Annotated in this window: 23 protein-coding genes and 3 tRNA genes; 12 read left to right on the plus strand and 14 right to left on the minus strand. The window is 72.9% G+C overall.

All coding sequences use genetic code 11. From position 1 onward, the window contains the following. Nucleotides 1-21: 21 nt before the first annotated feature. The 7 genes from AB0G11_RS21395 to AB0G11_RS21425 are packed head-to-tail and all read right to left on the minus strand — an operon-like array spanning nt 22 to nt 9,479. Nucleotides 22-1,626 (minus strand): beta-N-acetylhexosaminidase, encoded by a 1,605-nt coding sequence (locus tag AB0G11_RS21395; RefSeq protein WP_357587603.1) that lies wholly within the window; start codon nt 1,624-1,626, stop codon nt 22-24. A 13-nt stretch (nt 1,627-1,639) separates the two neighbouring features. Further along, on the minus strand, nt 1,640-3,586 hold the full coding sequence (locus AB0G11_RS21400; protein ID WP_357587605.1) for an NPCBM/NEW2 domain-containing protein: 1,947 nt from the start codon (nt 3,584-3,586) through the stop codon (nt 1,640-1,642). 10 nt (nt 3,587-3,596) lie between these two features. Continuing rightward, complete coding sequence (locus AB0G11_RS21405; protein ID WP_357587607.1) at nt 3,597-5,141, minus strand: alkaline phosphatase D family protein; 1,545 nt, start codon at nt 5,139-5,141, stop codon at nt 3,597-3,599. 15 nt (nt 5,142-5,156) lie between these two features. Beyond that, complete coding sequence (locus AB0G11_RS21410) at nt 5,157-6,473, minus strand: sugar ABC transporter substrate-binding protein (RefSeq protein ID WP_357587609.1); 1,317 nt, start codon at nt 6,471-6,473, stop codon at nt 5,157-5,159. Between the two features lie 12 nt (nt 6,474-6,485). Then, nucleotides 6,486-7,295: a carbohydrate ABC transporter permease gene (locus AB0G11_RS21415; protein WP_219519362.1), complete on the minus strand. Its 810-nt coding sequence runs from the start codon at nt 7,293-7,295 to the stop codon at nt 6,486-6,488. A 7-nt stretch (nt 7,296-7,302) separates the two neighbouring features. Then, the gene (locus AB0G11_RS21420) at nt 7,303-8,178 is read right to left on the minus strand and encodes a sugar ABC transporter permease (RefSeq protein ID WP_357587611.1); all 876 of its coding nucleotides are present in this window, start codon (nt 8,176-8,178) and stop codon (nt 7,303-7,305) included. Then, nucleotides 8,175-9,479: a glycoside hydrolase family 36 protein gene (locus AB0G11_RS21425; protein WP_357587613.1), complete on the minus strand. Its 1,305-nt coding sequence runs from the start codon at nt 9,477-9,479 to the stop codon at nt 8,175-8,177. The genes AB0G11_RS21420 and AB0G11_RS21425 overlap by 4 nt, the downstream gene beginning before the upstream one ends. A 166-nt stretch (nt 9,480-9,645) precedes the next feature. On the opposite strand from AB0G11_RS21425, the gene AB0G11_RS21430 reads away from it, so the two are divergent. Beyond that, complete coding sequence (locus tag AB0G11_RS21430; protein ID WP_357587615.1) at nt 9,646-10,800, plus strand: ROK family protein; 1,155 nt, start codon at nt 9,646-9,648, stop codon at nt 10,798-10,800. A 62-nt stretch (nt 10,801-10,862) separates the two neighbouring features. On the opposite strand, the gene AB0G11_RS21435 is transcribed toward AB0G11_RS21430, so the two are convergent. Next, nucleotides 10,863-11,990 (minus strand): AraC family transcriptional regulator, encoded by a 1,128-nt coding sequence (locus AB0G11_RS21435; protein WP_357587617.1) that lies wholly within the window; start codon nt 11,988-11,990, stop codon nt 10,863-10,865. A gap of 56 nt (nt 11,991-12,046) precedes the next feature. Here AB0G11_RS21435 and AB0G11_RS21440 point away from each other — a divergent pair, with 56 nt between their 5' ends. Beyond that, nucleotides 12,047-12,835, plus strand: a complete 789-nt coding sequence (locus AB0G11_RS21440) for a phytanoyl-CoA dioxygenase family protein (RefSeq protein ID WP_219509774.1) — start codon at nt 12,047-12,049, stop codon at nt 12,833-12,835. 68 nt (nt 12,836-12,903) lie between these two features. On the opposite strand, the gene dusB is transcribed toward AB0G11_RS21440, so the two are convergent. Continuing rightward, nucleotides 12,904-14,013 carry a tRNA dihydrouridine synthase DusB gene (gene dusB / locus AB0G11_RS21445; protein WP_357587619.1) on the minus strand — a complete coding sequence of 370 codons (1,110 nt, stop codon included), beginning with the start codon at nt 14,011-14,013 and terminating at the stop codon, nt 12,904-12,906. An 82-nt stretch (nt 14,014-14,095) separates the two neighbouring features. Between dusB and AB0G11_RS21450 the strand changes: the two genes are divergently transcribed. From AB0G11_RS21450 to AB0G11_RS21475, 6 genes are all read left to right on the plus strand, one after another. Continuing rightward, on the plus strand, nt 14,096-14,734 hold the full coding sequence (locus tag AB0G11_RS21450; RefSeq protein WP_357587621.1) for an ACT domain-containing protein: 639 nt from the start codon (nt 14,096-14,098) through the stop codon (nt 14,732-14,734). 46 nt (nt 14,735-14,780) lie between these two features. Then, nucleotides 14,781-14,852, plus strand: a tRNA-Gly gene (locus tag AB0G11_RS21455). A gap of 17 nt (nt 14,853-14,869) precedes the next feature. Next, nucleotides 14,870-14,943 (plus strand) — tRNA-Cys (locus AB0G11_RS21460). A gap of 1 nt (nt 14,944) precedes the next feature. Further along, a tRNA-Val gene (locus tag AB0G11_RS21465) sits at nt 14,945-15,019 on the plus strand. Between the two features lie 134 nt (nt 15,020-15,153). Then, entirely contained in the window at nt 15,154-15,897 is a 744-nt protein-coding gene (locus AB0G11_RS21470; RefSeq protein ID WP_357587623.1) for a hypothetical protein, read from the plus strand. A gap of 214 nt (nt 15,898-16,111) precedes the next feature. Beyond that, nucleotides 16,112-17,224: an oxidoreductase gene (locus AB0G11_RS21475; RefSeq protein ID WP_357587625.1), complete on the plus strand. Its 1,113-nt coding sequence runs from the start codon at nt 16,112-16,114 to the stop codon at nt 17,222-17,224. A gap of 95 nt (nt 17,225-17,319) precedes the next feature. On the opposite strand, the gene AB0G11_RS21480 is transcribed toward AB0G11_RS21475, so the two are convergent. Beyond that, a complete protein-coding gene (locus AB0G11_RS21480) occupies nt 17,320-17,940 on the minus strand; it encodes an alpha-ketoglutarate-dependent dioxygenase AlkB (RefSeq protein WP_219509770.1) in 621 nt (206 codons plus the stop codon). Between the two features lie 141 nt (nt 17,941-18,081). Here AB0G11_RS21480 and AB0G11_RS21485 point away from each other — a divergent pair, with 141 nt between their 5' ends. Continuing rightward, the gene (locus tag AB0G11_RS21485) at nt 18,082-18,852 is read left to right on the plus strand and encodes a VOC family protein (protein ID WP_357587627.1); all 771 of its coding nucleotides are present in this window, start codon (nt 18,082-18,084) and stop codon (nt 18,850-18,852) included. Nucleotides 18,853-18,935: 83 nt separating this feature from the next. On the opposite strand, the gene AB0G11_RS21490 is transcribed toward AB0G11_RS21485, so the two are convergent. The 3 genes from AB0G11_RS21490 to AB0G11_RS21500 form a co-directional block, all read right to left on the minus strand. Next, nucleotides 18,936-19,553, minus strand: coding sequence for a hypothetical protein (locus tag AB0G11_RS21490; RefSeq protein ID WP_357587629.1), 618 nt, complete (start codon nt 19,551-19,553; stop codon nt 18,936-18,938). Between the two features lie 101 nt (nt 19,554-19,654). Next, entirely contained in the window at nt 19,655-20,077 is a 423-nt protein-coding gene (locus tag AB0G11_RS21495) for a DUF2203 domain-containing protein (protein ID WP_357587631.1), read from the minus strand. 9 nt (nt 20,078-20,086) lie between these two features. Further along, nucleotides 20,087-20,767 (minus strand): GntR family transcriptional regulator, encoded by a 681-nt coding sequence (locus tag AB0G11_RS21500; protein WP_308125982.1) that lies wholly within the window; start codon nt 20,765-20,767, stop codon nt 20,087-20,089. Between the two features lie 90 nt (nt 20,768-20,857). Between AB0G11_RS21500 and AB0G11_RS21505 the strand changes: the two genes are divergently transcribed. The 3 genes from AB0G11_RS21505 to AB0G11_RS21515 all read left to right on the plus strand — a co-directional run bounded on the left by AB0G11_RS21505 (nt 20,858) and on the right by AB0G11_RS21515 (nt 23,753). Further along, complete coding sequence (locus tag AB0G11_RS21505) at nt 20,858-22,165, plus strand: MFS transporter (protein ID WP_219509765.1); 1,308 nt, start codon at nt 20,858-20,860, stop codon at nt 22,163-22,165. Nucleotides 22,166-22,377: 212 nt separating this feature from the next. Continuing rightward, on the plus strand, nt 22,378-23,145 hold the full coding sequence (locus tag AB0G11_RS21510) for a hypothetical protein (protein WP_308125981.1): 768 nt from the start codon (nt 22,378-22,380) through the stop codon (nt 23,143-23,145). Between the two features lie 59 nt (nt 23,146-23,204). Next, a complete protein-coding gene (locus tag AB0G11_RS21515) occupies nt 23,205-23,753 on the plus strand; it encodes a GNAT family protein (RefSeq protein WP_357587633.1) in 549 nt (182 codons plus the stop codon). Between the two features lie 6 nt (nt 23,754-23,759). Here AB0G11_RS21515 and AB0G11_RS21520 read toward each other — a convergent pair whose 3' ends face one another. Continuing rightward, complete coding sequence (locus tag AB0G11_RS21520; RefSeq protein ID WP_219509763.1) at nt 23,760-24,887, minus strand: epoxide hydrolase family protein; 1,128 nt, start codon at nt 24,885-24,887, stop codon at nt 23,760-23,762. Nucleotides 24,888-24,915: the final 28 nt, after the last annotated feature.

Consider the following 24,915-nt stretch of genomic DNA (forward strand, 5'->3'; position numbering starts at 1 on the left):
GATTGTACGAACGCCTGACGTCTAGCGGCGCAGGTTGGCCGTCCAGGCGTCGAGCTGCGACTGCCAGCCGTCGACGGTCTCCGGCCTGCCCGGCACGCCGGGGCGGGTCTGCCAGGGCAGCGGCCCGCTCTCCCGCCTGTACTCCACGCCGATCGCGTCCAGCCGTTCCAGGTGGGCGGCCAGCCTCTGGCGGAAGTCCGGCAGGTCCCGGCCGGCGGGGCTCCACACGGTCTCGGCGAAGGCCGCCAGCCTCGGGAAGGCCATGTAGTCGACCTGCCGCGGCGAGTCGATGAGCTCGGTCCACACGGCGCACTGCGAGCCCAGCACCCGCTCGGCGGCGGGCTCGCCGCGCAGCTCGGCGGGGATCGGCTCGAAGGCGTAGACGTCCTCCAGCGTGAGCACGGTGCCGAACGGGACCGGCTCGTCCTCGCCCGGCCCCTGCCGGTAGTCGAAGTAGACCGACGTGTTGGGGGTGCTGATCACGTCGTGGCCGTTCCTGGCGGCGGTGACCGCGCCGAGGTCGCCGCGCCAGGAGGCGACGACCGCGCCGGGCGCGAGCCCGCCTTCGAGGATCTCGTCCCAGCCGACGAGCCGCCGCCCGCGGGCGCTCAGGTAGGTGTCGAAGCGGTGGATGTACCAGCTCTGCAGCTCCTCCTCCCCGGCCAGGCCGAGCTCGCGGATGCGGGCCTGGGCGGCGGGGCTGTCACGCCACTGCTGCTTGGGGCACTCGTCGCCGCCGACGCACACGTACGGGCTCGGGAACAGCTCCAGGACCTCGTCGAAGACGTCCTCGAAGAACCGGATCGTGCTCTCCTCGGCGTTGAGCACGTTCGTGCCGATGCCCCAGCCGGTGCGCACCTCCAGCGGCGTGTCCAGGTTGCCGAGCTCGGGGTAGGCGGCGATGGCGGCCTGGGTGTGTCCGGGCAGGTCGATCTCGGGGACGACGGTGATGTTGCGCTGCCCGGCGTAGGCGACGATCTCCCTGATGTCGTCCTGGGTGTAGTAGCCGCCGTGCGGGCGGCCGTCGAACGGCCCGTTCCAGCCGGTCTGGCTCTGCGTGCGCCAGGCGCCGACCCCGGTGAGCCGGGGGTGGCGGCGGATCTCCACCCGCCAGCCCTGGTCGTCGGTCAGGTGCAGGTGGAGCACGTTGAGCTTGTGCAGGGCCATCAGGTCGACGAACCTCAGCAGGTCCTGCTTGGTCATGAAATGCCGGGCCACGTCGAGGAGGCAGCCGCGCCAGCCGAAGCGCGGCTCGTCCTCGACGTGGGCGGCCCTGATCTCCAGCTCGCCGCCGGGCCCGGCCTTGCGGAAGGCGGCCGGGGGCATGAGCTGCCTGAGCGTCTGCGCCGCGTAGAACGCCCCGGCGGGGCCGCCCGCGGCGATCCGGACGCCGTCCTCGCCGACGGTCAGCCGGTACGCCTCGGGCGGCAGGTCGGCCAGGGCGAGCGTGATCGTGCCCGGCCCCGGAGCGGCGGGCGGCAGGTCGCCGCCGGTCACGGGGCCGATCTCGCTCCGCAGCCAGGCGGCCGCCGCGCGCAGCGCCGGATCGGCGGCGAGCGCGGTGTCCGGGCCGAGGACGAAGCGTCCCGGCAGGACCTGGCAGTGGACGGGCTTGGGCACGATCATGAACGGTTTCCCCCTAGTGACAGGTGACGGTGGCGTCGGCGAAGTCGACGTGGTCGGAGTAGGCGTTGTCGCCGCCGTTGGTGGCGACCAGCCGCACGTGGCGGGCGCCCTCGACGGAGGCGGTGACCTCGACGGCCGGGTCGGCGCCGGTGACGAGCTCGGAGGCGGCGACGCGCCCGCCGTCGGCCCACACCTCGAAGCGGGCCGAGCCGGCCTGGCCGACCTCGTCGTCGACGCCGCCCAGGAACCGGACCGTGGCGCAGCGGCCCGCGGTGTAGTACTCGATCTCGGCGGGCGCGTGCGCGCCGAGCCCCTTGGCGTACCGGACGCCCTCGATGGTGAGCGGGCGGCCGTCGCCGGCGGCGCGCTCGCCGTTGCTGGCGTCCTTCTCGACGGGGCCGAAGTGGTTCTTGGCCGCCGTCCAGGTCAGGTCGCTGAGGTGGGTGGTGCCGGCGCCCGGAGCGCGCGCGACCCTGACGACCGCCTCGCCCGGCACCCGGCCGCCGGCGAAGGCGGCGACGGCGGCGAGCCGGTGCTCGGTGAGCGCCGCGCCGCCGGGCGGGGTGACGGCCCAGGTGACGGCGAACGTCTCGCCGCCGCGCAGCCTGCCGGTGGCGGCGGGCGTGCGCGCCTCGGCCCGCCACCCCTCGGGTACGGCCAGCGTCACGGTCAGGTCGCGCAGCGCGCCGGTGGCGCCGGTGTTGACCACCCGGGTGACGATCTCGCCGGTCGCGCCGGGCTCCAGCACGGAGGGCCGGTCGTCGCCGAGCGCGGCCGGGTCGACCTCGAACGTGACCAGCGGCGTACCGGCGCGGCCGTCCGACACCCGGTACATGGCGGCGCCGTGCGCGGGGACCTGGGCGGCCAGCTCGCCGGTGCTGCCGGTCACCGCGCCGGTCCACAGGTCCTCGATCCGGTGGTGGCCGGGGCCGAGGTCCGTGGAGATCGTCGCGGCCCGGTCGCTCTCGTTGAACAGCACGATCGCCCGGTCGCCGCCCGCCAGCGGCTTGACCAGCACGTGGTACCAGCCGTCGGAGCGGGCCAGGGCGCCGTGCGCGCCGAGCGGGTCCCGGGCGACGGCGATCACCTCAGGGTCGGCGACGATCTCGCGCGGCGCCCTGGCCGGGTCGGCCTGGAGGATCAGCGGGGCAGCGCCTATCGCCCACAGGGAGAACTGGGCGCGGTACTCGGTGGCGGTCATGCCGCCCAGCCCGGCCTGGATGAGGTCGGGGTCGGCCCAGCTTCCCGCGCCCGCGTACTCGGCGCGCAGCTGGTTGAACTCCCAGATGTCGACCATGGTCGCGTAGCTGTCGGCGATGGGCCGGTTGAAGACGTTGGTCCGCCAGGTGGTGGCCCCGGCCTCCTTGCCCCACAGCCACGGGACGGTGCTGCCGTCCTCGTTGTTCATCGCGAACACGACGCCGTCCCCGAGCGCCTGGCGCATGCGCGGGTAGAGCGTCCGGGCGATCCGCTCGACGTTCTGGCCGGGGAAGTCGGCCTTGGGGATGTCGCACCAGTCGTACTTGACGTAGCCGACGCCCCACGCCTTGACCTGGGCGGCGTCGGCGGCCTCGGAGCCGTAAGAGCCCGGGCCGCCGCCGGCGCACGCCTTGGTGCCCGCCGACAGGCTCACGCCCAGGTCGAGCCCCTTGCCGCGCACGTACGCGGCCAGGGCCTCGATCCCGGAGGGGAAGCGGGCCGGGTCGGCGGCCAGCGCGCCGCCGGAGCGCTGCGGGGCCAGCCAGCAGCCGTCGAGGATGACGTACCGGTAGCCGAGTGGCGCGAGCGGGGCGAGCGCGTCGGCGGCGGCCCTGACGGACGTCTCGGAGACCGAGCAGCCGAGCGAGCGGCTGCTCCAGCCCATCGGCGGCCCCGCCGCGGGGGCCTGGGCGGCGGCGGGTAAGGGGACGGAGAGCATGGTGAGGAGGACCGCCGCGAGGGCGGCCGGTGCGGTGCGCATGGGGGTCCCGTCAGGTCGGGTTGAGTGCGGGGGTGCCCGGCTCGATGACGAAGGAGCCGGAGGTGTAGGCCGGGGCGTACGGCTCGGTCACGCGCGACAGCGAGCGGAAGTCGACCTTCATCTCGCGCTCGCTGATGCGGGTGCGGACGTAGCCGCGGCGGCCGTTGAAGAACTTGACGTGCGGGTTCTCGGCGAGCAGGTTCCGCGTGTCGGGATACTCGTCCATGCCGTTGCCCGCGCTGGTGACCGACGTGGTGACGAGCTCGACGGCGACGGACTTCGACTCCGGGTCGCGGTAGTCGCGCTTGATCTCGCCCGCCCAGTGGGAGTGCACGTCGCCGGTGAGCACGACGGCGTTGCGCCCGTACGTGTCGACGGCGGCGGCCAGGCGGTCCCGGGAGGCGACGTAGCCGTCCCAGCCCTCGTTGGAGTAGCCCTTGCCCTCGCCGTTGGTCCAGTCCATCTCCATCATGAAGACCTGCTGGCCGAGCAGGTCCCAGGTGGCCCGCGAGCCCTTCAGCTCACCGTCGAGCCAGGCCTCCTGCTCCTGGCCGAGGATGGTGCGGTTGGGCGCGAAACGTTCCGCGCAGTCGGGGCCGACGGTGCCGCTGCGGCCGGTGCACGCGTACAGGTCGCGGTACTGGCGGGTGTCGAGCAGGTGCAGGTTGGCCACGGCGCCCCAGCGGATCGAGCGGTGCAGGCGCAGCGACGACCCGTCCGGCCGCTGGGCGCGCCGCAGCGGCATGTTCTCGTAGTACGCCTGGAAGGCCTCGGCGCGGCGCTTGAGGAAGGGCGGGTCGGGCTGCTCGGGGACGTCGCCGGCCCAGCCGTTCTCGATGTCGTGGTCGTCCCACACCACCACCCAGGGGGCGATCGCGTGGGCCATGCGCAGCTCCGGGTCGGCCTTGTGCTGGGCGTGGCGCAGCCGGTAGCCGGCCAGGTCCAGGCACTCGCCGCCGGCCTGGTCGCGGACGGGGTACTTGTAGTCGCCGTACTCGTAGATGTAGTCGCCGAGGAAGGCGATCAGGTCGGGCTGGTCCTCGGCCATCCTGCGGTACGGGGTGAACCAGCCGCTCTGGTAGTCGGCGCAGGAGGTGAACGACAGGTTCAGGTCGCGGCTGCGCCCGCCGGGGGCCGGGGCGGTGACGGTGCGGCCGGTCTCGGAGATCTCGCCGCCGGTGCGGAAGCGGTAGAAGTACTCGGCGCCGGAGTCGAGGCCGTCGAGCTCCACGTGGACGCTGTGCGCCTCCTCGCGGCGGGCGATCTCGACGCCGTGGCGCACCACGTGCTTGAAGTTCTCGTCCTTGGCGACCTGCCACTGGACGGGGACGGGACGGGACGGCATGCCGCCGAAGCCGTCGAGGGCGAGGGGATCGGGGGCGAGCCGCGTCCAGAGCACCACGCCGTCGGAGGCGGGCTCGCCGGAGGCGACGCCGAGCTGGAAGGGGTCGGACAGGGGGGTGCGAGCGGCCGCCGCGCGCACCGGGCCGGGGCTCAGTGCGGCGGCGAGGCCCACGCTCGCGCCCCCGGCGAACAACGCACGCCGGGTGATCATGGGTGGGGGGGCTCCCTACTCGATGGTGGCGTTGCCCTCGGCGACCGCCTGGTCCGCGGCCTGCTTGGGGGTGAGCTTGCCGAGGTACATCTCGTTGAAGATCTGGTTCAGCTTGGTCTCGAACCCGGTGAAGCCGGTCGTGACCGGCAGCGGGAAGGTCGTGCCCTCGGCCTCCTCCAGGAACGGGGAGACGTCCAGGCCCTTGGCCTTCCAGTAGTCGACGTAGCCCTGGGCGAGGCCGTTGATCGCGGGGAAGACGTAGCCGCCGTCGGCCATGAGCTTCTGCGGCTCCTCGGTGCCGAGGTAGGCGGCCAGCTTCATGGCCTCCTCGGGGTGCTCGCTCTTGGCGTAGACGGCCTCCGACAGGCCGTTGAGGTTGACCGAGCGGCCCTGCGGGCCCTCCGGCATGAGCGCGACGCCCATCTCGAACCCGGCGCCCGGCGCGACGAACGGCAGCAGCGCGTTGTTGGCCGGGAACATCGCCACCTCACCGGCGGTGAACATGTCGGTGATCTTGCCGGTGGGCGGGTTCGTCTGGCTGGCGGGCGGCGACACGTGGTGCTTGTTGACCAGGTCGACGCCCCACTGCAGGGCCTGGACCGACGCCTCGTCGTTGAAGGTGTACTTGCCGAACGGCTTGTCCAGGAGCTTGCCGCCGTTGGAGTTCACCCAGTTCATCCACTGGGTCTGGTAGTGGTTCCAGGAGCCGAACCCGTACGTCTTGACCTTGCCCGGGTCGAAGCCGTCCTCGCCGGGGTGCTTGCCGGCCTCGTCGACGGTCAGCTTGCGGGCGACCTCCAGGAGGGTGCCGCCGCCGTCGGGGCTCCAGGTGAGCTTGTCCGGCATCTCGACGCCGGCCTTCTTGAACAGGTCCTTGTTGTAGAGCAGGCCGACGGTGCCCCAGTCCTTCGGGACGCCGTACAGCTTGCCCTCGTAGGTGAAGGAGCCGACGACGGTCGGGTGGTACTTGGAGGCGTCGACCTTGACCTCGGCGAGCACGCCCTTGGTGACGTACTCGGGGAACTGGGTGGGGGTCATCCAGAACACGTCGGGCGCGCTGCCCGCCACGGCGTCGGCGGTCAGCTTGGTCCAGTACTGGTCGTAGGGCAGCAGCTCGATCTGCACGTCGATGGTCGGGTTGGCCTTCTCGAAGGCGGCCATGACCTTCTCGTAGCCGGCCTTCTGCTGCTCGTCCCAGAGCCGGTAGGTGAGCGTGACCTTCTCGCCGCCGCCACCGTCGCCGCCACCGGCGTCGCCGGAGCCGCAGGCGGTCAGGGTGAGCAGGGCGGCGGCGGCCAGCAGGGCGGCCTGGCGGGTTCGGGGGGTTCGCATGATGGGGCTCTCCTACTTGAGGCCGGTGAGGACGACCGACCGGACGATGTACTTCTGGAAGAAAATGAAGATCGCCACCATGGGGACGAGGGCGATCAGGCCGCCGGCCATCATGAGGTTGTGGTCGACGCCGATGCCGACCTTGAGCGCGGCGATGGCCACCGTGATGACCTTGGTGCCGTCGCCGCTGGTGATGATCAGGGGCCACAGGAAGCTGTTCCACGACGAGATCACCGTGATGATCGTCAGCGTGCCGATCGCGGGCTTGCACAGCGGCAGCAGGATGCGCACCAGCACCGTCAGCGGCCCCGCGCCGTCGATCCGCGCGGCCTCCTCCAGCCCGGCGGGCAGGCCCTTGAAGAACTGCCGCATCAGGAAGATGCCGTACGGGGTGCCCAGGATGTACGGGGCCAGCAGCCCGTACCAGGTGTTGACCAGGTCGAGCTCGCGCATGATGAGGAACAGCGGGATCATCGTCACCGCGCTCGGCACCATCATCGTGGCCACGTACAGCCAGAAGAGCACGTCCCTGCCGCGGAAGTTCAGCCGGGCGAAGGCGTAGGCGGCGAACGTGGTGAACACGAGCTGGCCCAGCGTCAGCAGCACGGTCATGACGAGCGTGTTGAGGATGTAGCGGGGGAAGTCGCCGCCGAGGATCTGGCCCAGGTTGTCCAGCGTCGGCGGCAGTCCGGGCAGCCACGGCTCGGTGGAGTTGAGCTGCGCCTTGGTCTTGAACGCGGTCAGCACCACCAGCAGGTAGGGGAAGACCGAGATGAACGCGCCCGCCACGAGCGCGGCGTAGAGCAGGATCCGCTTCGTCATCTGTCTCTCAGCTCAGGTCGTAGGTGGTGCGCTTGCCGAAGAACCTGACCTGCACCAGCGTGACCACCAGGATGATCACGAAGAGCAGCATCGACAGCGTGGAGGCGTAGCCGAAGTCGAACTGCCGGAAGGCGGTCTCGAAGATCGTGAAGTTGAGGACGGCGGTGCTGCCCGAGGGGCCGCCGTTCGTCATCACGTAGACGGTGTCGAACACCTGGAAGGCGCCGATCATGTTCGTCACCATGACGAAGAACATCGTGGGGTTGAGCAGCGGCAGCGTCAGCCGCCAGAACCGCTGGCGCGGGGTGGCGCCGTCGGTGGCCGCCGCGTCGTACAGCTCCTGCGGGATGCCCTGCAGCCCGGCCAGGAAGAACAGCATGTTGTAGCCGCTGTACTGCCACACGGTGACCAGGGCGACGGCCGGCATCGCCCACGCCGAGTCCGACAGCCAGTCGGGCCCGGTGATCCCCACCATCGACAGCGCCCGGTTGATGGCGCCGTCACGCGGATCGAAGATCCAGTTCCAGACCAGGCCGAGCACGATCGGGGTGGCCATCCACGGCACCACGAACAGCGACCGGTAGAACCGCACGCCTTTGACCCGCTGGTTGAGCAGCATGGCGGCGCCCAGCGCGATCACCGTCTGCAACGGCACGCACAGCGCCACGTACAGGACCGTCACCCAGAGCGAGTGCCAGGCCTCGCCGTCGCCGAGCAGCCGGGCGTAGTTGTCCAGGCCCGCGAACGACGGGTCCGACAGCAGCTCCCAGTCGAAGAAGCTGAGGACCAGGACGATGACCACGGGCAGCAGCAGGAACGCCACCACGCCCAGCAGGCTCGGCCCGACGAACAGGTAGGCGTACCAGGCTCCGCGGCGCCTCACGACGGCTCCGTGCTGGTGGGCCTCATGATCCGCCGGGTGGTCTCCAGGCCCCACGCGTCCAGGGCGGCGATCGGGTCGCTGGAGCCGCGCAGCCCGCCGGTCGCGCCGACGTGCGCGGCCCACTCCTCGCGCGCCTCCACCTCGGGGCGGACGATGAGGCAGTCGGGGTCGTTGACCCACCAGCGGGCGTGCAGGAACTCGCGGGCCGCGCCGGTCAGCCGGGCGCCGAGCTGCGACGGCTGGCTGATGTCGCCCTTCCGCGGGTGCAGCGTGGGCGCGATGTCGGGGCTGACGCGCATGATGTCGACCAGGCCGATGCTCGGCAGCATTGGCGCGCCGCACCCGTGCAGCGTGGCGTCCGGGCCGGCGCCCTCGCGGACGAGCTCCAGGCCGCGCCGGTAGGCGGCGATCGGGTCGAGGCCGGCGTGCCTGCGCCCGGCGAGCGCGCCGGCGTAGAGGTAGTCGAGCTTGAAGTGGCTGATGCCGATCTCCGCGAACCGCGCGAACACCCCCACCAGGTACGCGGCCGCGTCGGGGTGGGTGACGTCGAGCACGGCCAGGTCCTGGTCCCACATGTGACCGGCGTGCGCTCCGCCGACGAGCCAGTCGGGGTGCTCGCGGAACAGGCGGCTGTCGTGCCCGGCGAGGAACGGCGCGGTCCAGATCCCGGCGCGGGCGCCGGTCGCGGTGATCTCGCCGACGGCCCGCTCCAGCGAGCCGAAGCCCGGCCTGGGGTCGAGCCAGTCGCCGATGCCCGCCTCGTAGCCGTCGTCGATGAGGAACATGTCCGCGCCGAGCTCGTGCTCGGCGGCCAGCGCCAGGTTCTCCAGCACGTCGGCCTCGGTGACCTTGTCGAAGTAGCCGTACCAGGTGCACCACATCGGCGGCACCGCCGGGAAGGCGCGGCCCGGGGCCAGGCTGTCGGCCCAGTGGCGCAGCGCGCGGTCCAGGCCGCCCTCGACGCGTTCGTGCCGTACGGGTCCGTCGGCGGAGATCACCAGCCGGCCGTCCACCGGCCGCGCCCGGATGGAGGGCACGGCGAGCGGGCCGGGCGCCGACCACAGCTCGACCGGGCCGCCGTCGCCCGGGTCGACGGCGAGCAGGCCCTCGCCCTGGAACGAGCCGGCGGGGACCGGCGTCCCGGGGCGGTAACAGAGGGTCTGGATGTTGCCGTCGGCCGGGCGGGGAGGGGTGTCGTCCAGCCGGTACGCGCCGGTGGGGCTCCACGACTGCCAGCCGTGCTCGAACACCCGGGCCTTCTCCGGCGCGCACGCGACCTCGCCGATGTCTGCGAAAGACACTCGAACCTCATCTCACTTACGAAGGAGCGCTTCATTAGTAGCAGTGTTGAGTTCTGTGGGTCAATGGTGGTTTACCGGGTCATGTGGGGGTTCTTGATGGTCTTGCTGTTGCCCGGCGGCTGGCATAATCGGCGCATACAAAGGAGACCTACATAAGGACGGGGCGTTGGCAGACCTACGCGGCGGCGACCTGTCCCGGCTCAGGCAGCTCAACTCGCTGACCGCGATCAGGGCGCTGCGCGAGACCGGCCCGCTCACCCTCTCCGCCCTCGCCGAACGGACCGGGCTCTCCCGCCCCTCCACCAAGGAGGTCGTCGACGAGCTCAGCTCCCTCGGCTGGGTGGAGGAGGTGCCGCCCAGCCCCGGCACCATGGGCCGCCCCGCGCGCCGCTACCGCTTCCGCGCCGAGAACGGCCACCTCGTCGGCGTCGACATAGGCGGCCACAACGTCCGCGCCGCCCTGTCCGACCTCGACGGCCGCGTGCTCGCCGAGACCCGGCAGCCGGTCGAGCCCGACGCCCCCCTCGACGAACGCCTCGACGCCATCGAACGCGCCGTCTCCGGCTGCCTGACCCTCAGCCGCCGCACCCCCGACGACCTGTGGGTCCTCGCCGCCGGCACCACCGGCGTGATCAGCCCCGACGGCCGCATCTCCTTCTCGGCCGCCGTCCCCGCCTGGACCGGCCTCGACCTGGCCGGCCGCCTGCGGGAGATGTTCCCGTGCGAGATCCTCGTCGAGAACGACAGCCGCCTCGCCGCCCTGGCCGAAGCCCGCCGCGGCGTCGCCCGCGACGCCCGCGACGTCGTCTTCCTGCACGTCGGCAGGCGCATGGGCACCGGGCTCATCATCGACGGCAAGGTCCACCGCGGCTTCGGCGCCGCCGCCGGCGAGATCGCCATGCTGCCCGAGGCCCGCTGGTTCGACGCCCCCGACCACCTCAACACCAGCGCCGCCGTGCCGCCCGGCACCCCGCCCGAGGACGCCGCCGGCCACACCCTCGCCGCCGCCCGCGACGGCGACCCCGTCGCCCTCGAAGCCGTCGGCCGCTACCTCGACGACCTCGCCGTCGGCACCGCCGCCATGGTCCTCCTCCTCGACCCCCAGGTCGTCGTCCTCGGCGGCGGCTTCTCCCGCTCCGCCGACGTCCTCCTCGGCCCCCTCCGCGAACGCCTCGAACGCCGCTGCATCCGCACCCCCGAGATCCGCGCCTCCACGCTCGGCGACGAATGCGTGGTGGTCGGCGCCATCGACTACGCCGTCGAGCACGTCGAACGCCGCTTCTTCACCCCCGAGGCCGGCCCCCTCCCCCTCTCCCGCTGACCGCCCACCCGCGCGCGGCGCCGGCCGCCGCACGCCGTCCGGTCGGCGCGGCGGTGCGCCGCTCATCCCCGCACGCGGGCCCGGTAGGCGCGCGGCGGCACCCCGTGCTCCCTGCGGAAGGCGCGGCTGAAGTGGAACGGGCTGACGAAGCCCGACGCCGCCGCCACCCGGCCCACGTCCAGGTCCGTCGCCTCCAGCAGCATCGCCGCATGCCGCAGCCGAGCCTCCCGCACCGCCCGCATCGGCGACCGCCCCGTCTCCTCCGCGAACAGGTGCGCGAACCGCGACGGCGACAGCGCGACGGCCCGCGCCAGCGACCCCACGGTGTGCGGCGCCCCCGGCTCGGCCGCGATCAACGCCAGCGCCCGCCGCACCCGCCCGTCGCCGCCCTCCTCCCCGGCCCGCACCGACGCGGTCGCCACGACCAGCACCTCCTCCACCGCCCCCATCACCAACTCCCGCGCCGCCCCCACCCCCGCCACCACCGCCACCTCCCCGGCCGCCGTCTCGCCCGCCCAGCCAGCGGCCGCCGTCCCACCGCTCCCCCCGGGTGCGCCCGCCGCCGTCCCACCGCTCTCCTCGGGTGCGCCCTCCGGAGCGGGAGCGGCGCTCACGCGCTCCACCGCCCCCCGCGCTTCGGCCGGGCGCGTCCCGCCGCCCATCGCCTCACGCACCGCTGTCTCGCCGGCCGCCGTTGGTGCGTCCGTCAGCGTCGGGGCGGGGTCCTTGGGGTCGTACGGGCTCTGGGGCCCTTCCTGGGACGTGGTGGCAGGGGCCGGCGCGTAGGAGGCCGGGGGGAGCCAGCGGGCGTCGTGCAGGGCGCGGCGGAAGGCGGCGTCGATGCGGTCGCGTACCGCCTCGGGGACGTCGGCGACCAGGTGGCAGCCCGGCGCGAGGGCGTGGGGCGCCAGCCAGCCGGTCCACGACGGGCGCGGCTGGAAGTGCACCCACCAGAAGCGCCACCGCCGGGCCCCGGGCGCCACCCGGTAGTGGTGCGGCTCCCCCGACGCGAGCACCACCAGGGACCCCGGCCCGGCACGCAGCGCCGCCCCACCCTGCTCGACGAGCCCCTCCCCCGCCTGGGTCCACATGAGCAGCCAGCTGGGCGCCCCGGCGGCCCGGCGGGTGGCGTACCCGGGCGGCTGGTCGTAGTGCCCCAGGACGATCAGCTCGGCAGCAGGAACAGTCATGTCGTCAGCGGTCACCGTCATACCCTCGCACGCCCCCGCCGCCTAGCGTGAACGGCATGAACCTCAACGACTTCCACGACCGGGGCTTCGTCATCGTCCCCGCGCTGCTGGCTCCGGAGGAGGTGGCGGAGCTGCGTGACGAGTTCATGGCGCTGCACGCCGCGGGCCCCATTCCCGGGCATTTCACGCCGACGCCGCAGGAGCCCGGCGGCCCGTACGACATCCTGCGCGACTATCCCCGCGTGATGCACCCGCACCAGGTGAACGACGTGGCGCTGCGCTACCTGCTGGACGCGCGCATCGGCGCGATCCTGGCGGACCTGCTGGGCGAGGAGCCGATAGCAGCCCAGAGCATGTTCTACTTCAAGCCGCCGGGCGCCCGGGGCCAGGCGCTGCACCAGGACAACTTCTATCTGCGGGTCGAGCCGGGCACGTGCGTGGCGGCGTGGGTGGCGCTGGACCGAGTGGACCGCGCGAACGGCGGCCTGGAGGTGGTGCCGGGCACGCACCTGATGGACCTGTTCTGCCCGGAGGAGGCGGACCACGACGTCTCCTTCACCAGGGAGTACGTGCCGCCGCCCCCCGGCCTGGAGCGCGTGCCGGTCGACATGGAGCCGGGTGACGTGCTGTTCTTCAACGGCAGCCTGGTGCACGGCTCGGAGCCGAACAGCACGGCCGACCGGTTCCGCCGCAGCTTCATCTGCCATTACGTCGGCCGTTCCGCGGAGCGGATCGCCGCCTACTACCCGACGCTCACCATGTCAGGCGAGCCGGTCACGCTGGAGGCGGCCACGGGCGGCGGCCCGTGCGGCACCGAGGCGGGCGCGCCCGCGGGCCCGCACTAGCGGGGGCCAGTCGGGGCCGAGCCAGTCAGAGCCGGACCAGTCAGAGCCGGGCCGGCCGGGGGCCGGGGTCAGCCTCCGGAGTGGTCGGTCTCGGCGTCCTCGGGGACGACGGTGTCCCAGGGGTCGTCGAGCCAGCCGTCGGGCAGCTGGACCTTGGTGCGTTCGCCGGACTTGCCGCGCGGGGTGTCGGTGTTGGGCGGCCACGGCTGGTCGTGGTCGAGCTTGGCGAGGCTCGCGCGCAGCCCGTCGAGCGACTCGGCGGTGGCGAGCTCGCGGCGCAGCTCGGCGCCGACGGTGAAGCCCTTGAGATACCAGCCGACATGCTTGCGGAAGTCGGCGATCGCGTAGCGCTCGATGTCGAAGCAGGTGGTGAGCCCTTCGGCGTGGCGGGCCATCACGGCGGCCACCTCGCCGAGGGTGGGCCGGGTGCGTTCGGCGCTGCCGCGGAAGGCGTTCTCCAGGTCCTTGAACAGCCACGGCCGTCCCAGGCAGCCGCGGCCGACGACGACGCCGTCGCAGCCGGTGCGGGCGACCATGCGCAGGGCGTCGTCGGCGCACCAGATGTCGCCGTTGCCGAGCACGGGGATCTCGGGCACGGCCTCCTTGAGGCGGGCGATGGCGTCCCAGTCGGCGACGCCGCCGTAGTGCTGGCGGGCGGTGCGGGCGTGCAGGGCGATGGCGGCGAGGCCCTCCTCGACGGCGATGCGGCCGGCGTCGAGGTAGGTGAGGTGGTCGTCGTCGATGCCCTTGCGCATCTTCATCGTGACGGGCAGCGCGCCCGCGCCGGCAACGGCCTCGCGCAGGATGCGCCGCAGCAGGTTGCGCTTGTACGGCAGGGCGGAGCCGCCGCCGCGCCTGGTCACCTTGGGCACCGGGCAGCCGAAGTTGAGGTCGACGTGGTCGGCCAGGTCCTCTTCGGCGATCATCCGGACCGCCCGGCCGACGATCGCCGGGTCGACCCCGTACAGCTGGATGCTCCTGGGCTTCTCCGACTCCGCGAACCTGATCATGCGCAGCGTCTTGGGGTTGCGCTCGACCAGCGCCCGCGTCGTGATCATCTCGCACACGAACAGCCCGGCGCCCTGCTCGCGGCAGAGCACCCGGAACGGCGCGTTGGTGATGCCCGCCATCGGCGCCAGCACGACGGGCGGCCACACCCCGATGGGCCCAATCTTCACCCCGTCAGTTGTAGCGCAGGTCGGGCCGGGAGCGGTATTCGCGGATAGTCTGTGACACGGCATCTCGCGTGGGGAGTGATGGATGCTTCTTCGAGTCCGCCTGGCGCTGCCCGACAAGCCGGGTTCGCTCGCGCAGATCACCACGGTCCTGGGCTCCGCGGGGGCGGACATCACCCAGGTGACGGTTCTCGACAGGGGCGCGGGCATGGCCGTCGACGACCTGACGCTCTTCTGTCCTGAGGACATCTCCAAGCCGGAGCTCCGCGAGAGCCTGGAGTCGGTCGCGGACGTGACGGTCGAGGGCGTCTGGACCACCCGCGAGGCCCCGGGCACCTATCCCGAGCTGGAGATCCTGAAGTACATCACCACGGCGGGCGACCGGGCGCTGACCACGCTCGTCGACTCGCTGCCGGTGCTGTTCAGCGCCGACTGGGCGGCGACGGCCACCGAGCGCGGCGTCGTCTACGCGAGCTGGCGCGCCCCGCAGGAGATCACGCTCCCGGAGCTCATCCCGGCCCGTCCCACGGCGGTCACGCTCGACGGCGGCCCGCACCTCATCCACGCGCCGCTGCCGCCGCTGGCCCTGACGCTGATGCTGGCCCGCTCCGAGGGCCCGGCGTTCCACCGCACCGAGGTCCACCGCCTCACGCGCATCCTGGAGATCTTCCTCAGCCTCCCGGCGACCGAGCGCAGCGTCGCCCGTCAGCTCCGCAAGAGTTGACGGGTGAGCAACCGCTCGGAAAACCCGCTAGAGTTGGGCGGGCAACGCGGAAGTGGCTCAGTGGTAGAGCATCACCTTGCCAAGGTGAGGGTCGCGGGTTCGAATCCCGTCTTCCGCTCGGAGTTCTACTCTCCTGGTGGAGTGGCCGAGAGGCGAGGCAGCGGCCTGCAAAGCCGTCCACACGGGTTCAAATCCCGTCTCCACCTCCAAGGACGATTAGCTCAGCGGGAGAGCGCTTCCCTGACACGGAAGAGGTCACTGGTTCAATCCCAGTATCGTCCACCACCATGTTCATGCCCGGTCATGCGGGCTCCCGGGAGCGGGATCGTCGCCGCGAGCGACCAGACCTCCGATGTTTCGGACCTCTCAGTGAGGCGCGCGGCGGTGTCAGCGCGCGGTGGAGGGGGATTGTTGCATGCATGCGACCCAACACAGTGGAGATCAAGTTAACGGTTGACGGCCCCCGGGTCCGGGCGGCCATGCGCGCGTTCGGGCTGGAGCCGGACGACGGGCAGGATCTGAAGATCTACTTCTGCGAGGACACCGCCGACGGGCTCGCCCCCGGCACCCCGCTGCTCGACGCCGGCGTGGTGCTGCGGGTGCGCGACACCGGCAACCGCAAGAGCGACTCCACCATCAAGCTGCGCCCCTGCCGGCGCTCGCAGCTCAACGACTACTGGCTCGGCGCGACCGACGGCGACGGATGGGAGTTCAAGCTGGAGGCCGACTGGTCCGGGCCGCGCAAGGTGCTCACCGCCTCGTGCACCGCGCGCCGGTCGCCGGAACGGATCGAGGCCGTCTACACGGGCAACCGGTCGATCAAGGGGCTGTTCACCGACAAGCAGGAACGCTTCCTCAGGACGTGCGCGGGCCTGCACGTCAACCTGCGCACCCTGCGGCTGCTGCCGCCGGTCGAGGCGACCCGCTGGGGGCCGCTGGAGCTCGACGCGTCCGGCCGCAAGCTCACCGCGCTGGCCGAGCGGTGGGTGGTCGGCGACGAGCTCGACTTCCTGGAGCTGTCGCTGCGCGTCTCCCCGGAGAGCGCCGTCGCCGCGCAGGCGTCGCTGGAGGAGCTGGTCCGGGGCCACGGCGTCGAGATCAGCTCGGGTGAGGAGTCGAAGACTCGCCGCGTCCTGCGCCACCTGGTGGCGGCCGTCGCCTGACCAGCCACACCGGGCCGCCTCAGGCTGCACCAGGCCGCATCGGGCCACACCGCGCCGCCGCACCGGGCCGCACCGGGCCGCGCCAGGCTGCACCGGGGCCGTCGGTGGGCGGGTCCGATGATGGCGGCGGCGTCACCGCCGAGGCGGGCGGGGCGCGTGTTCTTTCTGACTCGGGGCATGGACGGCTGTGATCCTTTGGGTTAGTTTGCGCGGCATGAGGCTTCGTTTCGCGATCAGCGCCCTGTCGGCCGCCGCCTGCGTGCTCGCCGCCGCGCCCGCGCCCGTCCACGCCGTGGGCCCGTCGCCAGGTGGGGAAGCGCCGGGCGGGGAAGCGCAGGGCTGGGAGCTGCCGGGCTGGGAGCTGAAGGAGACCGGCGTGACCGCGCGGCTGCGCGGCCTCGCGCCGGTGAGCCGGGACGTGGTGTGGGCCTCCGGCTCGGAAGGCACCGTGCTGCGCACCGTCAACGGCGGCCGGAGCTGGGAGAACGTGTCACCGCCCGGCACCGGCGCGCTGCAGTTCCGGGACGTGGAGGCGTTCGACGCGCACCGGGCCGTGGTGCTGTCGATCGGCGCGGGCGCCGACTCGCGGATCTACCGGACCGAGGACGGCGGCCGTACCTGGACCGAGACGTTCAGGAACGACGAACCGCAGGCGTTCTACGACTGCGTGGCGTTCTTCGACCGGCGGCGCGGGCTGGCGATGAGCGACCCGGTCGACGGCCGGTTCCGCATCCTGGCGACCGAGGACGGCGGGCGGAGCTGGCAGGTGCTGCCCGCCGACGGGATGCCGCCGGCGCTGCCGGGCGAGGCGGGGTTCGCGGCGAGCGGGCAGTGCCTGGTGACGGCTGGCGGCCGGGACGTGTGGCTGGCCGCCGGCGGGGCCGAGCGGGCGCGCGTCTTCCACTCGCGCGACCGGGGCCGCACCTGGACCGTGGCGGACACGCCGATCCCGGCGGGCGACCCGGCGCGCGGCGTGTTCGCGCTGGCCTTCCGCGACCCCCGCCACGGGCTCGCGGTGGGCGGCGACTACCGTCCGGGCGAGCCCTCGCCCAGCGCGGGCGCGGTGACGCGGGACGGCGGGCGCACCTGGCGGACCGCCTCGACGCCGCCGCCCGCCTACAGGTCGGGGGTGACGTGGCTGCCCCACCTGCCGTTCGCGGCCGTCGCGGTCGGGCCCACCGGCAGCGACATCACCTACACCGGCGGGCGGACGTGGCGGACGTTCGACACCGGCTCGTACGACACGGTGTCGTGCACCCGCGACCTGTCGTGCTGGGCCGCCGGGGAGCAGGGCCGGGTCGCCCGGCTCAAACTCGGCCACCGTTAGCCCCGGTCGGTCAACGGCCGCTCGGCGCAGCCAGCCGGCCGGTCAGCGGACGCCCCGGCACAGGCCGGGCCACCGCAGGCCGGTCGGACAGGCCGTCAGCGGACGCCGCGCGGGCGGAACTGAACGCTGATCCGCGGCCCGGTCGCGCGGGCGGTCTTGGGCACGGCGTGTTCCCAGGTGCGCTGGCAGCTGCCGCCCATCACGACGAGGTCGCCGTGGCCGAGGTCATAGCGCAGGGAGGGGCCGCCGCCGCGCGGGCGCAGCATCAGCGGCCGCGGGCTGCCGACCGAGAGGATCGCCACCATCGTGTCCTCGGTCGCGCCCCGGCCGATCGTGTCGCCGTGCCAGGCCACGCTGTCGCGCCCGTCGCGGTAGAAGCACAGCCCGGCGGTGCGGAACGGGTCGGCCGCGTAGTGCTCGTCGAGCGCCCGCATGGCGTCGGCGAGCACCGGGTCGGGCAGCGTCTCGCCCTCCTCGTAGAACTTCAGCAGCCGGGGCACGTCGACCACCCGGTCGTACATCCGGCGCCGCTCGGCCCGCCACGGCACCCGCTCGGCCAGCCGCTCGAACAGCAGGTCGGCCCCCGACAGCCAGCCGGGACGCACGTCGAGCCACGCGCCGCGGCCGAGATCGGTGCGGCGGACCGTCGAGCCGAGCGGGCCGAGCCCGAGCTCCTCGTCCATGCCGAGCAGAGATGCCTGGAATACCGCGCTCATGGCGTCGAGTGTACGTTATTGTTCAAACAAAGATTCGACTGCGTGTCGTGCCCGGCATCGCGGGCCGGGGCGTGCGAGGCTCGGATTCGGCGTCGCCGTGGAGACGGGGCCACCCATGCACACCGCGTGAAGGAGCACGTCATGCTCACCACCCAGTTCCTGCCGGGCACCCCGTGCTGGATCGACTACGGCAGCCCCGCCCTCGAGGCCACGGCCGCCTTCTACACCGGCCTGTTCGGCTGGCGGTTCGAGTCGTTCGGACCCGACATGGAGTACGGCGTGTGCCGGGCCGACGGCAAGACCGTCGCCGCGATCGGCACGCTGACCGACGAGGGCGACTCGCCCGCCTGGATGCTCTACTTCGCCACCACCGACTGCGACGCCGCCGTCAAGGCCGTCGAGCAGGCGGGCGGCACGGTCCGGTCCGGGCCCGGCGACATCGGCGGGCAGGGCCGCTTCGCCCAGCTCACCGACCCGTCCGGGGCCGAGTTCGCGCTGTGGGAGCCGGGCGGCCTGCGCGGGCTCGACCTGGTCACCGACCCCGGCTCGCTCGGCTGGGTGGAGCTCTACACGCCCGACGTCGAGGGCATGCGCGGCTTCTACCGGACGGTGTTCGGCTGGCGGTTCGAGGACATGCCGATGGGCGACTACACCTACCCGGTGGCCTCGCCGGCCGAGGGCGACCAGGCCGACACGGCGATGGCCGGCCTCGTCGAGCTGCGTGACGGCGGCCGGCCGCACTGGCTGCTCTACTTCGAGGTGCCCGACTGCGACGCGACCGTCGCCCGGTGTCAGGAGCTGGGCGGCACCGTGGCGGAGGCGGCGACGGACATCGAGGGCGTGGGCCGGATGGCCTTCCTGACCGATCCGCACGGCGCCCGGTTCGCGGTCATCACCAGCGCGGCGGCCTGACGGGGTCAGCCGCCACAGCTGGCTAGGGCGATGGAATCCCCCGCGCCCCTTTTAGCGGTCCCCGGCCCGGGGCGGGGGGTTCGTCACAGCACGGGCTCGGACGTGTCGGCGGGCTCGGGTGTGTCGGCGGGGTCGGGCGTGTCGGCGGGGTCGGGCAGCGGCTCCGGCTCCGGCTCGTCACCGACCTCCAGTCCGTTGGGGGCGATCTTGACCTCCCCGGAGCCGTGCAGGTTCCAGGTGTAGTCGCCGTTGCCGTCGTTGTTGATGTTGTAGACGACCTTGCCGTCGCCGGTCCAGCCGTACTGGGCGCTGCTGGTCACGTACCGGGAGGTGCACGAGCCGAAGCCGTCGGGGTTGTCGTTGAGTGTCTGCTTGAACTCGCACCACCCTGAGGTGATGACCGTGTCGTCGCGTTCGAGGCGCACCTGGACGGCGAACTTGTCGAAGCTCTCCCCGTAGACCGGTTCGGCCTGGTCCCACCTGAGCTCGATGCGGGCCCGCCGGGTGTTGCCGTCCTTGTAGACGCACGAGCGCGCCCACACGGTCATGTCCGGCTTGCCGGGGAGGTTGAAGCTCTTCTCGTTCCACGAGGCATGGCAGTTCCAGCTCGCGGCCTGGGCCGGGGGCGCCGTGAGGGCGGTGCCGCCGGCCAGCGCCACGGCGGCCATCGCGATCGTGGCGATCCTGCTGATCGAGGACATGTTCTGCTCTCCTGAAAGACGGGGGTCAGACGGAGATCAGGTTGCCGGACGGCCCCCCGGCACGTCGTTGGCCACGACTGCACAGTTCCTGTGCCCAGCCTCTACGGCAGCGGGCGCCGCCCGGCGAAGCCCAGGTCGGTGCGGTGGTACCAGCGCAGTTCCGGCTCGCCCTCGATCCAGCACAGCCGTACCGAGACGCCGTCGAGCTCGGCGGGGAAGTCGAGCAGGACGGGCGCGATGCCCTTGACCTCCAGCCCGCGCCCGGTCCAGGTGCTGACGATCTCCTCGATGCGGGCCTCGACGGCCTTGAGCTCGGGCACGCCGCCGAGGGGTGAGGAGCCGGTCGTCCGGCGGTCGAAGGCGATCTCGGCCAGGTCGGCGCGGGCGGCGACCAGGGTGGCGGCCTCGCACAGGATGGCCGGCATCAGGGCCCGCGCCTCGCCGGGGGTGAAGGTCCGTTCGCCGCCGTGCGCCCTGCCGGGCTCGCTGCCGTACGCGCCGCCGTACTCGCTGCCGTGTTCCATGCCGGAACGCTATCGGCTGGGCTCGTAGGCGTGGACGAGGAGCTGTTCGGCGTCGTCGAGGTAGGCGTCGAGGCAGGCGGCGGCGCGGTCGGGCTCACCGGCCTCGATGAGGCCGAGCAGCTCGCGGTTGCGCGCCACGAACGGCTCGTGGAAGGCGCGGGGGTTCTCCATGACGTGGAAGACGAGGCGCAGCTCGGCCAGCAGTTGCCGCATGGCCTCGTCCAGCCTGGGGCTGTCGTTGAGGGTCACCAGGGCCTGGTGGAAGCGGATGTTGGCGGTGCCGACCGCGTGCCAGTCACCGGCGGCGGCGGCCCGTTCGGCGTCGGCGACCGCCTCGCGGATGACGGCGAGCGCCCGGGCGGTCGGCTCGCGCCGCACGGCGGCCCCTTCGAGCACCCGGCGCACCCGGTAGAGGTCGGCTACGTCGTCGGCCGACAGGACGCGCACGAACACTCCGCGGTTGAGCCGGTGCTCCAGCAGCCGCTCGTGGCCGAGTAGCCGGAACGCCTCGCGCAGCGTGTTGCGCGACACCTCCAGCCGCTCGCAGATCGTCTCCTCCGACAGCCGGTCGCCGGGCTTGAACATGCCCTCGATGATGCGGTCGCGCAGGATGTCGGCGACGCGCTCGGCGGTGCTGCTGCGCCCGAGGCGGGACCGGTCCCGTACGAGATCCACGAGAGCTTCGTCCACAGGCAACAGGAAATCATCAAACAAACCTCTTGTCGAATCGTTCAACGATTCTTATGTTGATACCAACCCCCTGACGAAGGAGCGATGCTGATGTCAAGCTCCACGCAACAGACCCGGCGGGTGATCCTCGCCAGCCTGATCGGCACGTCGCTGGAGTGGTACGACTTCTTCCTCTACACCACGGCCGCGACGCTGGTCTTCGGCAAGCTGTTCTTCCCGACGTTCGACCCGCTCAGCGCGACCCTGCTGGCGCTCACCACCAACGCGGTCGCGTTCGTGGCCAGGCCGCTGGGCGGCATCGTGTTCGGCCACTTCGGCGACCGGGCCGGCCGCAAGACCGTGCTGGTCGTCACGCTGCTGCTGATGGGGGCCGCCACGTTCCTCATCGGCGTGCTGCCGGGCTACGACAGCATCGGCGTGCTCGCGCCCGTCATGCTGGCCCTGCTCCGCTTCGTCCAGGGCCTCGGGCTGGGCGGCGAGTGGGGCGGCGCGGTGCTCATGTCGCTGGAGCACGGCGACCCCCGCCGCCGCGGCTTCAACGCGAGCTGGCCGCAGGTGGGCGTGCCCGCCGGCTACGTGCTGGCCACCGGCACGCTGGCCGTGCTGTCGTTCACCCTGCCGGACGCCGCGTTCCTGTCGTGGGGCTGGCGGGTGCCGTTCCTGCTGTCGGGGGTGCTGGTCCTCGTCGGCCTGTGGGTGCGGCTGAGGGTGACCGAGTCGCCGCTGTTCGAGCGGGTCGAGCAGCAGGGCGCCAAGGCGCGGATGCCGCTGGTCGAGGTGCTGCGCACGCACCCGCGCGCGCTGCTGTCGGCCTTCACCGCGCGCATCGGCGTGGACGTCGCCTTCTACACCTTCACCGCCTACATCCTCGTCCACCTGACCGGCCCGCTCGGACTGGACCGGTCGGTCGGGCTCAACGCGGTCCTCATCGGCTCGGCGCTGCAGCTCGCGCTGATCCCGCTGTTCGGCGCCCTGTCCGACCGCTACGGCAGGCGCCCGGTCTACCTGGCGGGCGTGATCGGCGCCGCGGTGTGGGTGTTCGCGTTCTTCCCGCTGCTGGAGACGCGCTCGTTCCCGCTGATCGCGCTGGCGGCGGTCGTGGCGCTGATCACGCACGCGGCCATGTACGGCCCGCAGGCCGCCTTCATCGCCGAGCTGTTCAGCACCCGGCTGCGCTACAGCGGCGCCTCGATGGGCTACCAGGTGGCCGGGATCGTCGGCGGCGCGCTCGCCCCGATCATCGCGATCAAGCTGTTCGACGCGTTCGGCACCACGCTGGCGGTGTCGCTGTACGTGGTGGCCGCGCTCGCCGTCACCGCCGTGGGCCTGGCCATCGCGCCGGAGACCCGCGACCTCGACCTGGCCGCCGACCCCGGCACGCAGCCGCAGCGCGCCTGACCCCCGCTCCCCCGGTCCGCCGCGGAAGCCGCGGGCGGCGGCTGCCACCGCCGCCCGCGCGGCGGTCCCGGGCTCGCCGTCGGGCCGGCCCGCCAGGCCACGGGGGCCGGGCCGGTCCGCCGATGTGATCTCTATCACAGGCCGGGCGTTGTAACGGAATCGCCGCCGATTCCCGGAACGCCGGACACGGTTTACGCATAAACTGCGCGCCTGTGAGCCTCCCTGTACGTGCACGGTCCCCCAGGCCGGGCGGCGGCCGCCACCGCCGTCCCGTCCCCACGTCCCTGCCCCCGGACGCGCCCGTCCTCGTGCTCGCGGCGCCGGGCGGCACCTCAGGCGTGCCGGCCGAGATCGCCGCCGTCGTGCGGGTCGACAACCCCCAGATCGAGGTACGGCTCACCGCCGTGGACGAGCTGGCCGCCTCGCTGCCGGCCGACCGCGACTCCGTCGTCGTCCCCCTGCTGACGTGGGACGACCCGGTCGTGCTCACCGAGATCTCCGAGTCCGTGGCCAAGAGCGGCGCCCCCGCCGTGATGACCGAGGCGCTCGGCCCCCACCCGCTGCTGGCCGAGGCGCTGCACATCCGGCTGGCCGAGCGCGGCCTGGCCAGGGCCGACCGCGTCCGCCTGCTCAACGTCTCCAGCCCGGTCGACGGCGTCATCCTCGGCACCGTCGGCGGCGAGCGGGCCGTGCACGCCGTGCAGGCCACGGCGGTGCTGCTGGCCTCCCGGCTCACGCTGCCGGTCGTCGCCGCCTCCCTCGACAGCGACCCCGGCGTGCCCGTGGCCGCCGAGCGGCTGCGCGCCGCCGGCGCCGAGCGGCTGGCCATCGCGCCCTGCCTGATCGGCCACGAGGCGCCCGCCGGCCTCGTCGAGCGGGCCGCCGCGTCGGTCGACGCCGGTCACGCCGAGCCGCTCGGCTCGCACGGCGCCATCGCCGAGCTGGTCGCGCGCGCCTACGGCAGTCAGCTCGCCACCTGACGTACTTGTCGGACCCGGCGTCCTTGTGAAGATCGGCCCGCCCGCGTTACCTTCTCCGCATGCGCCGGGTGGTGTGCAAGGGCGGGCGGCTGTGGCTCGGTGAGGTCACCGAAGCCGACGTCGCCGCGCTGCACGCCGTCTACGGCGACCCGGGCGCGACCCAGCACATGCCGTTCGCGCCGCTGTCGCTGCCGCAGGTGGCCGGCCTCGTCGACGAGGCGGTGCGGGCGGCGGCGGCCGAGCCGCGCAGGCTCTACGTGCTGGCGGTGCTCGAACCCGGCGAGCCGGAGGCCATCGGCGTGGCGCGGCTGCGCGTCGACGCCGAGCATCCGCACAGCGCCGAGATCGGCCTCGGGCTGCGCCCCGACCACTGGGGCCGCGGCATGGGCACCGACCTGGTGCGGCTGCTGCTGAAGTTCGGCTTCAAGCAGCTCGGCCTGCACCGCATCTGGGGCGCCCGCTCCCCCGCCAACCTGCCCGCGCAGCTCGCGATGCTCACGGCCGGGATGGTAGAGGAGGGCGTCCTGCGCCACCACGTGTCCACGCCGTGGGGTTGGCGCGACTCGGTCATCCACGCCGCCCTGGAGGACGAGTGGACCGACCGCTGATCGGGCTCACCGCACCAGCCTGAAGAACGCGCGCACGTCGTCCACCAGCAGGTCGGGCGCCTCCATCGCGGCGAAGTGGCCGCCCCTGCCGAACTCCGACCAGTGCACGACGTGGTGCTCGCGCTCGGCAAAGCGCCGGATGCCGGGGTCGCCGGGGAAGACGGCCACGCCGTGCGGGAGCGGCGACGGCTCCGGCCGGCCGAACCAGGAGGCGGCGCTCTCCTTGTAGAGCCGGGCGGAGGAGGCGGCGGTGCCGGTCAGCCAGTAGAGGCTGATGTTGGTGAGCAGCTGGTCGCGGTCGACGGCGTCCTCGGGCAGCTCGCGGGCCGGGTCGGTCCACTCCTTGAACTTCTCGGCGATCCAGGCGAGCTGCCCGGCCGGGGAGTCGTGCAGGCCGAAGGCGAGCGTCTGCGGCCGGGTGGCCTGCATGATCGCGTATCCGCGGCCGTCCTCGTCCGCGTACAGGCTCATCCTGGACAGCTCGGCCTCCGTGAGGCCCTCCAGCTCGGCGGGGTCGCCGGTGGGATGGCCGAGGCCGCCGTTGACGTGCACGCCCACGACGCGGTCCGGGTCGAGCCTGCCGACCATCGGGGAGATCGTCGCGCCGGTGTCGCCGCCCTGCGTGCCGTAGCGGTCGTAGCCGAGGCGGCTCATCAGCTCCTTCCAGGCGCGCGCGACCCTGGCCACGTCCCAGCCGCGCTCGCGGGTGGGGCCCGAGAAGCCGAAGCCGGGGATGGACGGGGCCACCAGGTGGAAGGCGTCGGCGGGGTCGCCGCCGTGCGCGCGCGGGTCGGTGAGCGGGCCGATGACCTTCATGAACTCGACGACCGACCCCGGCCAGCCGTGCGTGATCAGCAGCGGCAGCGCGTCCGGCTCCGGCGAGCGCACGTGCAGGAAGTGCACGTCCTGCCCGTCGATCTCGGTGACGAACTGCGGGTGGGCGTTCAGCGCCGCCTCGTGCTCGCGCCAGTCGTAGCGGGTGCGCCAGTGCTCGGCCAGCCTCCTGGCGTACGCGACCGGCACGCCGTACGACCAGCCGGCGCCGTCGAGCTCGTCGGGCCAGCGGGTGCGGGCGAGGCGTTCACGCAGGTCGTCGAGGTCGGCCTGCGGGATGTCGATGCGGAAGGGCTTCATGACCACCACGCTAGGACCGGCCTAGGAC

It is taken from the genome of Nonomuraea sp. NPDC023979, assembly GCF_040639085.1.
Taxonomy (GTDB): Bacteria; Actinomycetota; Actinomycetes; order Streptosporangiales; family Streptosporangiaceae; genus Nonomuraea; species Nonomuraea ceibae.